The following is a 12,873-nucleotide window of genomic DNA, read 5'->3' on the forward strand; positions in this document are numbered from 1 at the left end:
GGCTCAGGCGGCGCGCTGCGCGGGCAGGCGCACGCCACCCTCCTCGCGGACGTACTCCTCCAGCATGCCGCGCAACTGGCGGCGGCCACGGTGCAGGCGGGACATCACGGTGCCGATGGGCGTGCCCATGCGCTCGGCGATCTCCTTGTACGCGAACCCCTCGACGTCGGCCAGATAGACGGCCACGCGGAAGTCCTCGGGCAGGGAGCGCAGAGCATTCATCACCACGTTGTCGGGCAGCCGGTCGAGCGCCTCGTTCTCGGCCGAACGCAGGCCGCTCGAGCTGTGCGACTCGGCGGCGTGCAACTGCCAGTCCTCGATGTCCTCGGCGGCGGACAACTTGGGCGAACGCTGCTTCTTGCGATAGTCGTTGATGAAGTTGTTGGTGAGGATCCGGTGCAGCCAGGCCTTGAGGTTGGTGCCCTCGCGGAACTGGTGGTAGGACGTGTAGGCCTTGGCCACCGTCTCCTGCACCAGGTCCTCGGCGTCGGCGGTGTTACGGGTCAGGCGCATGGCGGAAGCGAATAGCTGCGACGTCACGGGCACGACATCGCGCTCGAACCAGTCCTGACGCTGCTCATCGGTCATAGTGATCAAAACATCCCCCTTGCGCTATCCCCCGTTTCGGCACAAGCCGCCTGACGGCGATTCCATCATCGCAAGCCCCGAGTAAGGGACGCGTTAGAGGATTCGCCTAGGTCAGAGGGGGCTGACGTCCTTCTGCTCGCGGCGTGCGTGGTCACGTCCACGGCCGGACAAGTCTCATTATCATAACACTCGCCACCCAATTTCACAGTAATAGTGGTCAGAGTCACATGATGTGGCGTATAGGACACAAGACTTGTGCACGGGACGCACGCTGTCCCGCCGGCTCGTGATCGGGCTGTACATTCGCACGTCTTTTCCGCTGCCCCCGCGTCGGGGGGTAAACCTCTACAGGAAAGACGATCGAGACCCCGAGAAGGTTCAGTCCGCCGCCCACTAAATCGCCCCCTGTTCCGGCATTTCATGACCCCAGGTCAGAGCGGCCCAGGTCAGGGCGGCGCCGGACAAAACCCCCGCAGGCGCTCCCACGGGGGTTGATGGCGAATCCGGTCAGGAGGCCGCGCGGGCGGGGTCCACGGCGAAGAGCTTGGCCACGTCGTCCAGCATCGCGTGCGCCCCCTGGATGCCCACCGCGGTCATCCACGTCTGGTCGCTGACCTCGTGCTTCTCGCCCTTGAGCTTGCCCCACAGCGGATTGCCGACGAACTTCTCCTTGGGCCCGTCAGAGGCCGGGTCCGGATAAGTCGCGACAAAGAGGTGGTCGGCGTCCAGTTCCGCGATCCGCTCCTGGCTCACGTTCACCGCGATGGCGTCGGCGGAGGTCGGCTGGCCCTCGGGGCGCGGGAAGCCGATGTCCTTCATGACCAGGCCCGAATAGGAGTTCTCGACGTACAGGCGGGTCGTCGGCTCGCCGGCGAAGCGCACGATCGAGATGGTCGGCAGCGAGCCGTCCTTCTCCTTGATCTCCGTGCCGATGACGGAGGCCCGGTCCTCGTACTCCTTGATCCGGGTCTCGGCGAGCTGCTCCTTGCCCAGGGCCTGGCCCATGAGCCGGAGGTTCTCCTTCCAGATGGCACCCGTGGTCTCGCTGAAGACGGTCGGCGCGATCTTCGACAACTTGTCGTAGTCCTTCTCGTGCCGCACCTTCGCCGAGACGATCAGGTCGGGCTTGAGCGCCATGATCTTCTCCAGGCTCGGCTGCTCAAGGGTGCCGACCGGGGTGGCCTCCTTGCCGTACTGCTGAGCCACGCTCCCGAGATAGGCGGGCAGCTCGTTGTCGATCGACCGGTACGTCGTGTAGCCGACCACCGGCGTCTCCAGGGTGAGCACCGCGTCGACGAAGCTCTGGTCGAGCGCCACCACCCGCTTCGGCTGAGTGGGAATCACCGTCTCCCCCATGGCGTGCTTGACGGTCCTGAACGGAGCGCCCGCCGAAGGCGTGGCCGCGGACTCGGGCCCGGAGGCGCCGCAGGCGGCGAGCCCCATCACCAGAAGAGCGCCGACCAGCACGCGCGAGGGTCTCATCCCAACATCCCTTCATCGGTACATCTTCATCGCTAAATAAGGTAAACCTAAATTAGGTTAGCCCAGCCTAAGCTGGCATACTTCAGCAGGATCGACAACCGCCGAGGAGGAGCCCAGGGTGAGCGCAGCGGCCATCGCGCCACGCCTGCACGGCATCCGTTCCCGGCGGCTCGGCGTCCTGCTCGCCCTGCTCGCCGCCGTCGGGGTCACGGTGCTGCTGAGCATCACGATCGGCGCCAAGTCCGTGCCGCTGACGGACGCCTGGCACGCCCTCAGCGCCCCGACCGGCACCGAGAACGACATCGTCATCCGCTCGCTGCGGGTCCCCAGGACCGTCTTAGGCGTGCTCGCCGGGATCGCGCTCGGCGTGGCGGGCGCGCTGATGCAGGGCCACACGCGCAACCCGCTGGCCGACCCGGGACTGCTCGGCGTCACGCAGGGCGCGGCGTTCGCGATGGTGGCCTCGATCGTGCTGCTCGGCGCCTCCAGCCTGCTCGCCTACCTCTGGTTCGGCCTGGCGGGCGCGCTGGTCGCGAGCGTCGCGGTCTTCGCCCTCGGCATGGCGGGCGGCAGAGGCGGCCCGACCCCCGTCACGCTGGCGCTGGCCGGGACCGCCGTGAGCGCCTTCCTGTACGCCCTGACCTCCGCCGTCGTGCTGCTGGACGAGCAGGCGATGGACGTGTTCCGCTTCTGGCAGGCGGGCTCGATCGCCGCCAGGGGCTCCGACGTGGTCTGGCAGGTGTCGCCGTTCATCCTGGCGGGCCTGATCCTGGCCCTGATCAACGCGCCGGGACTGAACGCCCTCTCCCTCGGCGAGGACGTGGCCAGGAGCCTCGGCCAGAACATCCCCCTGACCCGCGCCGTCGGCGTCGGCGCCGTCACCCTGCTGACGGGGGCGTCGGTCGCCGCCTGCGGCTCGCTGGCGTTCGTCGGCCTCATCGTGCCCCACCTCGTCCGCCCGCTGTCGGGCACCGACCACCGGTGGCTGCTGCCGTACTCGGGGCTCGTCGGCGCGGCGCTGCTGCTGCTCGCCGACGTGATCGGCCGCGTGGTGGCCCCGCCCGGCGAGCTGGAGGTCGGCGTGGTGCTCGCGCTGCTCGGCGCCCCCTTCTTCGTCGCCCTGGTACGCCGCAGGAAGCCGGTGCGGTTGTGACCACCACGCTCCCGCTGCGCGCCGGCCGCCTGTCCTGGCCGGTACGCCCGCGCGCCGTCGTCATCACCCTGACCGGCCTGGTCCTCCTCGTCGTGCTCATGGCCATGAACATGCGCATCGGCGACATCCAGCTGACGCTGGCCGAAGTGCTCGCGGGCACGTTCGACGCCGACGGCGCCGCCCACTTCGTCATCATGGAGCTGCGCCTGCCGCGCGCGCTCACCGGCGTGCTCGTCGGGGCCGCGCTCGCGCTGTCCGGCGCCATCATCCAGTCCATCGCCCGCAACCCGCTGGCCAGCCCCGAGATCCTCGGCGTCACCACCGGCGCCTCCGTCACGGTGGTGGCCGGCGTCGTGGTCAGCGGCAGCGCGTACGGCGGCGCCAGCGGCCTGCTGTCCACCCTCGGCATCCCCGCGCTCGCCCTGCTCGGTGGCCTGGCCGGCGCGGCCCTCGTGTACGGCCTGGCCTGGCGGCGCGGCCTGGACGGCTACCGCCTGGTGCTGGTCGGCATCGGCGTGGCCGCCGTCTTCACCAACGTCAAGTTCTGGCTGCTGACCATCGGCGACGTGAACGACACCAGCCGCGCCATGGTCTGGATCAGCGGCTCGCTCAACGGCCGGGGCTGGGAGCACGTGACGCCCACCGCCATCGCCCTGGCGGTGCTGGTGCCGCTGACCCTGCTCGGCACCCGTTCGCTCGACGCCCTGCGCTTCGGCGACGACACGGTCACCGCGCTCGGCGTCCGGGTGAACCCGGCCCGCGCCCTGATGATCACGGCCGCCGTCCTGCTGGCCGCCGTGGCGACCGCGTCGGCGGGACCGATCGCGTTCGTGGCGCTCGCCGCGCCGCAGATCGCCCTCAGACTCGCCCGCTCGGGCCGGCCGCCGCTGTTGTGCTCGGCGGTCATCGGCGGCGTGCTCACCTCGGGCGCCGACCTCCTCGCCAGGACCGTCTTCTCCCCCATCGAACTGCCCGTCGGCATCGTCACCGCCGTGCTGGGCGCCCCGTACCTGATCCACCTCATCTGGAGGGCACGCACATGAGGCTGCAGGCCACCGCCGTCAAGCTCGGGTACGGCGACCGCACCGTCGTCGACGGTCTCGACCTCGGCATCGAGGCGGGCACCGTGACCACCATCATCGGCCCGAACGGCTGCGGCAAGTCCACGCTCCTGCGCGCGCTCGGCCGCCTGCTCAAGCCGCAGGGCGGGGAGGTGCTGCTGGACGGCAAGCGCATCGACAAGATCCCCACCCGCGAGGTGGCCAAGATCCTCGGCGTGCTCCCCCAGGCGCCCAGCGCGCCCGAGGGGCTGACCGTCGCCGACCTGGTGGCCAGGGGGCGGCATCCGCACCAGACGTGGTACCGGCAGTGGTCATCGGACGACGAGGGCGCGGTCGAGACCGCACTGGCCATGACGGGCCTGGCCGACCTGGCCGACCGGCCGCTGGACGAGCTGTCGGGCGGGCAGCGGCAGCGGGCGTGGATCTCCATGGCCCTGGCCCAGGGCACGGACCTGCTGTTGCTCGACGAGCCGACGACGTTCCTGGACCTGGCGCATCAGGTCGAGGTGCTGGAGCTCGTCCGGCACCTGCACGAGGAGGCCGGCCGGACGGTCGTCATGGTCCTGCACGACCTCAACCTGGCCGCCCGCTACGCCGACCGGCTGGTGGCCATGCGGGCGGGCAAGGTGATCGCGGCCGGCACCCCGCACGAGGTGCTGACCGAGGAGCTGCTGCGCGAGGTGTTCGACCTGGACGCCAAGGTCATCGCCGATCCGGTGGCGGGCACCCCGCTGGTGGTGCCGATCGGGACACGCGCGCACGCCGGAAAAACCCGAGCCTGAATCAGCAGCTCACGGGCTCCCCGGGCTCACCGGCCCATCGGGCTCGCCGGGCTCATTACTCACGGCTCACACCCTCGGCGAGCGCCCGCTGGACGTCCTCGTCGTCCGGCGCCAGCTCGGCGGCCCTCAGCAGATCCTCCTCCGCCCGCCCCCGCAGCCCGGCCGCCCCGTACACCACGGACCGGTTGAACAGCAGCTCCGCCGTCTCCTCCAGCTTGAGCGCGCGGGTCAGGTCCGCCAGGGCCCCCTCGTGGTCGCCGCGCTCGAAAGCCAGCTCGGCCCGGCTCGCCCAGGCCGCCACCAGGTCGGGGTCGAGCTCCAGCGCCTGGTCGAAGGCGATCCGCGCCTCCGGGTACCGGTTCTCGGCCAGCTCGACCTGCCCGAGCACGCACAGCAGGTGGGGCTCGCGCGGCAGGAGCTTCAGCCCGTCCGCCACGTCCTGCCTGGCCCGCGCGTGGTCGCCGCGGGCCGCGTGGATGCCGCTCCTGTTCACGTACGCGGCCGCGAACTCCGGGTCCAGCTCCAGCGTGTGGTCCAGGTCGGCGCGGGCCCCGTCGAGGTCGCCGGCGGCGAAGCGCAGCTCGGCCCGGTTGTAGTAGGCCTCGGGGAAGGGCGGGCTGAGCCGCATGACGCTCTCGTAGTCGGCCAGCGCCTCCTCGAAGCGGCCGAGCCGGTGCAGGAGGTTGCCCCGGTCGAGGTAGTAGTCGGGATAGCCGGGGTCGGCCTCGACGGCCCGCGTGTAGTCGGCCAGCGCCTGCTCCTCCCGGCCTGCCAGGGCCAGGAGCCGGCCCCTGTTGGCGTAGAGCACCAGCCGGTGGATCGGGTGCTCGTCCGGCAGGTCCGACTCGGCCAGGTCGACGGCCCGGCGCACCAGCTCCATGGCGGCGTCGTGACGGCCTCCGCGCAGCTCGACCAGGGCCTTGCCGTTGAGGTCGAACCCGAGGTGGAAGGCCCGGTCCCGGGGCTCAGGCAGCAGGGAGGTGATGGTGACCGCCTCGTTGATCCAGGCCATGGCCTGCTCCGGGTCGCGCCGGGAGTGGTCGTGGTGGCGTACGAGGATCATGGCGGTGCCGTAGGCCATGGTGGCGCGCTGCCGGGGGTCGGTGCTGACGCGCCTGCCCCGGTCGTAGAGCTCGCGGGCCTCGTCCTCGCGTTCGACGGCCTCCAGGGCGGCGGCGACGCGCTGCAGCAGGTGCTGCCAGCCCTCGGGATCCTCGTCGTACGCCATGCCGCGCAGCGCCTCCAGCCCCGCCTCCGCCATGGCGTGGTGGAAACCTTCGTCGCGGTAACGGTCGAAGTCGGCGCGCAGCGGCCCGGCACCGGCGGCCGTCGGGCCTTCCTCGATCAGCAGCAGGCCTGGATCGAGCCGGCGCCGCAGCACGGCCACCAGCTCGACGTCGGTGTGGTCGGCCTCGCCGAGGTTCGTCACGGTGAGTGCCAGCGGGCCGGCGCGGAGCAGGTGCTCGCGGACGAACTCGGCCAGCCCGTTGGCGAGCCGGAGGCTGCGCCGGACGCCGGGCACGAGGATGCGCTGCCTTCTGGGCAGGCTGCCGGCCAGCGAGAGCCGGCGCGCGGGGACCGTGTCACGCAGCTCGGGCGCGGCGGCACGGATCTCGATGTCGTGCGCGGCGACCAGGGCGGGCCAGCGCTCCAGCGCCCGCGGGACGAGGTGCCGGAGCAACCCGGCGGCGAACGTGTAGGGACCGCCGATGCGGCGGTCCGCGTCGAGGATGATCGCGCTCACCCCTTCGGTGGTCCGTCCCCAGCCGGCGTCCCGCTGGGGGGACGCCGGCCCGGATGGTTCAGAGGGAGTGCCTGGGCGCGGCCGCGGCAGTCGGCTGAACGGTTCCCGGACGGTGCACGACGATCTTCTTCATGGGCGGGCCTTCCACGGGCTGCGGGACCGAGCGATCTTTGATGACCGGTACATGGCAGCACATAGAAAAGTCGCCGTTCAAGACTTATCCGGTAAGGGCCATTTCACCAAGATTTCCGACCCACCCGAAAAGCGTCAGTCGCCGATGATCGCGTCCACGAACACCTCGGGGTCGAACGGCGCCAGATCGTCGGGCCCCTCGCCCAGCCCCGCGAGCTTGACCGGCACCCCCAGCTCACGCTGCACCGAGATCACGATGCCGCCCTTGGCGGTGCCGTCGAGCTTGGTCAGCGCGATGCCCGTGATGTTGACGACCTCGGCGAACACCTGGGCCTGGCGCATGCCGTTCTGGCCCGTGGTGGCGTCGAGGACGAGCAGCACCTCGTCGACCGTGGCCTTCTTCTCGATGACCCGCTTGACCTTGCCCAGCTCGTCCATGAGCCCGGTCTTGGTGTGCAGGCGGCCCGCGGTGTCGACGATGACGACGTCGGCCTTCTCCTCGATGCCCCTGGCGACGGCGTCGAAGGCCACCGAGGCCGGGTCGCCGCCCTCGGGACCGCGCACGGTCACGGCGCCGGCCCGATCGCCCCAGGTCTGGAGCTGGTCGGCGGCGGCGGCGCGGAAGGTGTCGGCCGCGCCGAGCACGACCTTCTTGCCGTCACCGATCAGGGCGCGGGCGAGCTTGCCCGTGGTGGTGGTCTTGCCGGTGCCGTTGACGCCCACGACGAGGACCACCGCGGGCCGCTCGCCATGCTTCTGCACGTGGAGGGTGCGGTCGAGGTCGGGATTGACCTGCGCGAGCAGCTCCTCGCGCAGCAGCCTGCGCAGCTCCGCCGGCGTCCGGCTGCCCAGCACCTTGACCTTGGTGCGCAGGTCCTCGACCATCGCGCGGGTCGGCGCCACGCCGACGTCCGCGGTGATCAGGCTCTCCTCGACCTCGTCCCAGACGTCGTCGTCGAGCCGGTCGCGGGAGAGCAGCTCCAGCAGCCCGCGGCCGAGCGCGTTCTGCGAGCGCGCCAGCCGTGAGCGCAGCCGCACCATCCGGCCCGCGGACGGCGGCGGCACCTCGATCTCGGGCTCGACGACGACCGGCTCGGCCGGCTTGACCGGCGGCGGGAGCGTGGTGGTCGCGCCCTCGGCCTCCTCGGCCGTCGCCGCCGGCCGCTTCTCCTCTTCGGGAAGCGGCGGCGCCTCGGGCGGCTTGACCGGCGGGGGCGCCTTGCGACCCGGCCTGAACAGCAGGAAGAGACCGCCGGCCGCCAGCAGGGCGACGACGGCCACGATCACGATGACGCCGAGGTAACCATCCACAAGATGTCAGTTTTCCAGATCGACCGGCATGCTCATGCCCAAGGCCACACCGAACGGACCCGATCAGGCGAGCTCGCGCTCCCGGAGCCGCTGGCTGACCACCTGTGTCACACCGTCACCACGCATCGACACGCCGTAGAGCGCGTCAGCGATCTCCATGGTGCGTTTGTTGTGGGTGATGACGATGAGCTGGGAGCTCTGCCGCAGCTCCTCGAAAAGTCGCAACAACCGCTGCGTGTTGGTGTCGTCGAGCGCGGCCTCGACCTCGTCCATCACGTAGAACGGCGAGGGCCGCGCCTTGAAGATCGAGATCAGGAACGCCACCGCCGTCAGCGACCGCTCGCCGCCCGACAGCAGCGACAGCCGCTTGACCTTCTTGCCCGGCGGCCTGGCCTCGACCTCGATGCCGGTGGTGAGCATGTCGCCGGGCTCGGTGAGCACCAGCCGGCCGTCACCGCCGGGGAAGACCCTGGTGAAGATCTGCTCGAACTCGCGGGCCACGTCCTCGTAGGCGGAGGCGAACATCTGCTCGACCCGGTCGTCGACCTCCTTGACCACGGTGAGCAGGTCACGCCGGGTCTTCTTGAGGTCTTCGAGCTGCGAGGTGAGGAAGGCGTGCCGTTCCTCCAGCGCCGCGAACTCCTCCAGCGCGAGCGGGTTGACCTTGCCGAGCTGGTTCATCTGCCGCTCGGCCGCCCTGGCGCGCTTCTCCTGCTCCGCGCGGACGTAGGGAAGGGGCGGGTCGCCGGGGACCGGGGCGTCGGGGCCGTACTCGGAGATCAGGGTCTCGACCTCGACGCCGAACTCCTCCATCGCCCGCTGCTCCATCTGCTCCAGCCGCAGGCGCTGCTCGGTGCGGGCGACCTCGCTGCCGTGCACGCGGTTGACCAGCTTGTCGAGCTCCTGGCCGAGCTCGCGGACGCGCAGGCGCACCTGCTTGAGCTCGGCGTCGACGGCGACCCTGGCCAGATCGGCCTCGTCCCGCTCCCTGGAGGCCAGCGCCACGGACGCCCCCAGCGCGCTGAGCACCTGCTTGGCGCCCTTGCTGACGGCTTCGGCCACGACGGCCTGCTGCCTGCGCCTGGCGCGCTGAGCGGCCGCCTGAGCGCGTTCCTGGCGCTCTCGCCGGGCGGCCCGCAGCAGCCCGTCGGCGCGGCCTTCGATGCCCTTGACGCGCTCCTCGGACGTGCGCACCTGCAGGCGGGTGTCCATCTCGCGCTTCCTGGCGGCCTCGCAGGCACGTCCCAGCTCGTCGCGCAGGTCGGTGGTGGGCTCGGACTCCAGCTCCTGGGCGTATTCGGCCTCGGCCAGCCCGATCTCCAGCTCGGTCAGCTCCTCCAGGCCCTCGGCGCGCGACTCCTCGGCCCTGGCGACGCTGCCGGCCAGCCGCTGGGCCTCGTCGCGGGCGGCATTGGCGGCGGCCTCAAGCTGGGCCAGGCGCCTGGCGGCGGCGGCGTTGCGCTGGTCGGCCTCGCGCTGACGGCCTCTGACCTGGTCGAGGGCGCCCTGGGCGGCGCTGACGCCCGCCTGGGCGGTGGTGACGGCGCTCTGCGCCTCGTTGACGCCGGTCTGCGCGGCCTCCACGGCCGACTGGGTGGCCTGCTCCTGCTCCATCGCCTCGTCCAGAGCCCCGGCGGTCTCCTCGGCCCGGCCCTCCGCCTCCTCCAGGTCCCTGACGGCCTCGTCGAGCGCCGCCCGTACCTGGAGCACGGAGGTGCCGCCCGCTGAGCCGCCGGCGGCCAGGTGGGCGCTCACGAGGTCGCCGGCGCCGGTGACCGCGCGCAGGCCCGGATGGCGCTCGACCAGCTCGCGGGCCGCGTCCAGGTCGTCCACGACCGCGACGCCGTCGAGCACGTGATCGATCGCGGGCCGCAGGTGATCGGGCACCGCCACCAGGTCGGCGACCCACCGGCTGCCCTCGGGGGCCGCCGCGCGGCCGGCGCCGTGGTCGTCCTCCGCGGCCACCAGGAGCGTCGCCTGGCCCGACCCCTGCGTGCGCAGCAGGTCCAGGGCTTCGACGGCGGTGTCCAGCGTCTTGACGGTGATCGCCTCGGCCACGGAGCCCAGCACGGCCGCTACCGCCAGCTCGGCGCCGGGGGTGACCTGCATCAAGGCGGCCAAGGGCCCCAGCACCCCGGCCAGATCGGCCGCCAGCAGCGCCGCGCCTCCGTCGCTCTTGGCCAGGCCCAGTTCCAGCGCGTCGCGGCGAGCCGCCAGGGCGGCGATCGACCGCTGCGCCTGCTGGTCCGCGGCCCGTGCCGTCGTAACACCCGACTTCGCCGTCTGCAGGGCGGCACGTGGCGCGCCGAGGGCGGACTTGGCCCGCTCGGCGGCGGCCCGCGCCTCGTCGGCGACCGCCTTGGCCTCCTCGACCAGGGCCTGCGCGGTGTCCAGCTCGGCGGCGAGCGCCGGATCGACGGCGGGCTCCTCCAGCTTCCGCGTCTCCAGGTCCTCCCTGGCCTGCCGCTCCCGCTCGGCGGCGTCGGCCACCGCCTGCTGGAGCCGCCCGATCTCCTCCTCGGCGGCCCTGGCCCTGCTGCGTACGGAGTCGACCCGGCCGCGCAGCTTGGCCAGGCCCTCGCGGCGGTCGGCGGCGGCCCTGGCGGCCAGCGCCAGCCGCTGCTCCTCCGCGCTCAGTTCACCCTCACTGGCGGCCCGCCGCCCGACGGCGTCCTCCAGCAGCTCCTCGGCCTGCTCCAGCTCGGCCCGCAGGATGAGCTCCCGCTCGCCGACCTCGGCCGCCTCACGTTCGAGGTCTTCCGGATCGCGGCCGCGGCGCTCGATGGCGGCGGCGTCGACGGCGTGCCGGTGGCGCTCGGAGGCGAGCTGCTGGAGGCCGGTGATGCGCTCGCGCAGCGACGAGAGCCGGAAGTAGATCTCCTGGGCGGCGCTCAGCCGGGGCTGGGCCTCGGCCTCGGCGGCCTCCAGGACGGCCTCGCGCTGCTGGCCCTCGGCCAGCTCGGTCTCCACCTGGTTGCGCCTGGTGGTGATCGCGGCCTCGTCGGCGGCCTCGCGCTTGAGCGTCGCGCGCAGGATGGACATGTCGTCGGCGAGCAGGCGCAGCCGGGCGTCGCGCAGGTCGGCCTGGATGACGGCGGCCTTGCGGGCGATCTCGGCCTGCCGGCCCAGGGGCTTGAGCTGGCGGCGCAGCTCGGTGGCGAGGTCCTGGACGCGGGTCAGGTTGGCCTGCATCGCGTCGAGCTTGCGCAGCGCCTTCTCCTTGCGCTTGCGGTGCTTCAGGACGCCCGCGGCCTCTTCGATGAACGCCCGCCGGTCCTCGGGGCCCGCGTGCAGGACGGCGTCGAGCTGGCCCTGTCCGACGATGACGTGCATCTCGCGGCCGATGCCGGAGTCGGACAACAACTCCTGGATGTCGAGCAGGCGGCAGACGTCGCCGTTGATGGCGTATTCGCTCTGCCCCGACCTGAACATCAGCCGGCTGATCGTGACCTCGGTGTAGTCGATCGGCAGCGCGCCGTCGGAGTTGTCGATCGTCAGCGTCACCTCGGCGCGCCCGAGCGGCGGGCGGGAGGAGGTGCCCGCGAAGATGACGTCCTCCATCTTGCCGCCGCGGAGCGACTTGGCGCTGTGCTCGCCCATGACCCAGGCCAGGGCGTCGACGACGTTGGACTTGCCCGAGCCGTTGGGGCCGACGACACAGGTGATGCCGGGCTCGAACCGCAGGGCGGTCGCGGAGGCGAAGGACTTGAAGCCGCGCAGGGTGAGGGTCTTCAGATACACGCGCGACCCCCTTCCCCGTCAGCGGACTCCGGAAAGACTACTGGTCCGCCCTGCCTTGCGCGGGCACGTACAGTCGGAACCTCGCCCTACCAGGGCTTCTTCCGTGTCGCGGGTGATCGCGGGGATCCCAGGGTCCCGGGAAAATAACAAGGGACGCCTCTTTGAGACGTCCCTGGGTCTTGCGCTCCGATCACTCTCAGGTGAGTGCCGGCTCGCGCTCTTGCAAGCGACTGAGTGCCTCGTCGCGGGTTTGCGCCGCAAGAGCGTCATTCGTGGCCTGAAGTCGGATGAGTTCTGCCTCGAGGTCACGGATGCGCTGCTGCAAACGACGCATTTCCGAGACCATCCGAGGGTCAGGACCGCCGACGTGGCCGAGTAGAGCCTTCGCCATGGTAAAGGGTCCTCCACGCTGAGTGACCAGACTGGTTCGCGCACTTCTATTCCGCGGGAGGGGTGCGCGTGGTACCTAACAAGAGTCGCACCGGCAGTGTGGGCGGTCAAGTCGATCGAACCGCTGCGCCCTACTGATGGGCACTCCCGACATACAACTATACCCTATTTGGGCGGTTTAACGAAATCGATCAACGCTCCACAAAACCGGCCAAACTACCTCGGGGTTCGCTCCATCGTTCCACTACTCCATCCACTCTGCCCGGCGTGTCGCAACCTCTGAGCAGCTCCAGCAGCTTGACGCACTCTTCGCGCGGCCCTTCCGCCACCACCTCCACTCTGCCGTCCTCGGTGTTGCGCGCCCAGCCCACCAGATTCAGCTCCAGTGCCCTGGCCCGGGTCCACCAGCGGAACCCCACCCCCTGGACCCTGCCCCGAACCCAGGCCGTCATCCGGGCACCCTGCAAGTTCTCCGCCATTTCCGCTCCC

At 71.2% G+C, this 12,873-nt stretch carries 10 protein-coding genes; 3 read left to right on the plus strand and 7 right to left on the minus strand.

Going from position 1 to position 12,873, the window contains the following annotated elements:
• Positions 1-3 precede the first annotated feature (3 nt).
• Together ACWD0F_RS28085 and ACWD0F_RS28090 are read right to left on the minus strand one after the other, a co-directional pair.
• Positions 4-588 carry a sigma-70 family RNA polymerase sigma factor gene (locus ACWD0F_RS28085; RefSeq protein WP_449880438.1) on the minus strand — a complete coding sequence of 195 codons (585 nt, stop codon included), beginning with the start codon at positions 586-588 and terminating at the stop codon, positions 4-6.
• 507 nt (positions 589-1,095) lie between these two features.
• The gene (locus ACWD0F_RS28090; protein WP_449880440.1) at positions 1,096-2,070 is read right to left on the minus strand and encodes an ABC transporter substrate-binding protein; all 975 of its coding nucleotides are present in this window, start codon (positions 2,068-2,070) and stop codon (positions 1,096-1,098) included.
• Positions 2,071-2,188: 118 nt separating this feature from the next.
• Here ACWD0F_RS28090 and ACWD0F_RS28095 point away from each other — a divergent pair, with 118 nt between their 5' ends.
• Genes ACWD0F_RS28095 through ACWD0F_RS28105 form a run of 3 tightly spaced genes read left to right on the plus strand, consistent with a single transcriptional unit; the run spans position 2,189 to position 5,066 of the window.
• A complete protein-coding gene (locus ACWD0F_RS28095) occupies positions 2,189-3,223 on the plus strand; it encodes a FecCD family ABC transporter permease (protein ID WP_449880442.1) in 1,035 nt (344 codons plus the stop codon).
• Positions 3,220-4,266, plus strand: coding sequence for a FecCD family ABC transporter permease (locus ACWD0F_RS28100; RefSeq protein ID WP_449880444.1), 1,047 nt, complete (start codon positions 3,220-3,222; stop codon positions 4,264-4,266). Before ACWD0F_RS28095 ends, ACWD0F_RS28100 begins: the two co-directional genes overlap by 4 nt.
• Positions 4,263-5,066 carry an ABC transporter ATP-binding protein gene (locus ACWD0F_RS28105; RefSeq protein WP_449880446.1) on the plus strand — a complete coding sequence of 268 codons (804 nt, stop codon included), beginning with the start codon at positions 4,263-4,265 and terminating at the stop codon, positions 5,064-5,066. The genes ACWD0F_RS28100 and ACWD0F_RS28105 overlap by 4 nt, the downstream gene beginning before the upstream one ends.
• A 55-nt stretch (positions 5,067-5,121) precedes the next feature.
• Here the strand turns inward: ACWD0F_RS28105 and ACWD0F_RS28110 are convergent, their stop codons facing one another.
• From ACWD0F_RS28110 to ACWD0F_RS28130, 5 genes are all read right to left on the minus strand, one after another.
• Positions 5,122-6,810, minus strand: a complete 1,689-nt coding sequence (locus ACWD0F_RS28110; protein WP_449880448.1) for a tetratricopeptide repeat protein — start codon at positions 6,808-6,810, stop codon at positions 5,122-5,124.
• A gap of 267 nt (positions 6,811-7,077) precedes the next feature.
• The gene (gene ftsY / locus ACWD0F_RS28115) at positions 7,078-8,253 is read right to left on the minus strand and encodes a signal recognition particle-docking protein FtsY (RefSeq protein ID WP_449880450.1); all 1,176 of its coding nucleotides are present in this window, start codon (positions 8,251-8,253) and stop codon (positions 7,078-7,080) included.
• Positions 8,254-8,316: 63 nt separating this feature from the next.
• Positions 8,317-11,994 (minus strand): chromosome segregation protein SMC, encoded by a 3,678-nt coding sequence (gene smc, locus ACWD0F_RS28120; RefSeq protein WP_449880452.1) that lies wholly within the window; start codon positions 11,992-11,994, stop codon positions 8,317-8,319.
• A gap of 196 nt (positions 11,995-12,190) precedes the next feature.
• Entirely contained in the window at positions 12,191-12,385 is a 195-nt protein-coding gene (locus tag ACWD0F_RS28125) for a hypothetical protein (protein ID WP_026214481.1), read from the minus strand.
• 190 nt (positions 12,386-12,575) lie between these two features.
• Positions 12,576-12,863: an acylphosphatase gene (locus ACWD0F_RS28130; RefSeq protein WP_449880454.1), complete on the minus strand. Its 288-nt coding sequence runs from the start codon at positions 12,861-12,863 to the stop codon at positions 12,576-12,578.
• Between the last annotated feature and the right edge of the window lie 10 nt (positions 12,864-12,873).

This window comes from Nonomuraea sp. NPDC002799 (assembly GCF_053592075.1).

What these genes read in the sequence shown, in the direction of transcription:
- ACWD0F_RS28105 (WP_449880446.1), top strand. Translation starts at nt 4,263, where the DNA reads ATGAGGCTGCAGGCCACCGCCGTCAAGCTCGGGTACGGCGACCGCACC.
- ACWD0F_RS28085 (WP_449880438.1), bottom strand. Translation starts at nt 588, where the DNA reads ATGACCGATGAGCAGCGTCAGGACTGGTTCGAGCGCGATGTCGTGCCC.
- ACWD0F_RS28130 (WP_449880454.1), bottom strand. Translation starts at nt 12,863, where the DNA reads ATGGCGGAGAACTTGCAGGGTGCCCGGATGACGGCCTGGGTTCGGGGC.
- ACWD0F_RS28125 (WP_026214481.1), bottom strand. Translation starts at nt 12,385, where the DNA reads ATGGCGAAGGCTCTACTCGGCCACGTCGGCGGTCCTGACCCTCGGATG.
- ACWD0F_RS28090 (WP_449880440.1), bottom strand. Translation starts at nt 2,070, where the DNA reads ATGAGACCCTCGCGCGTGCTGGTCGGCGCTCTTCTGGTGATGGGGCTC.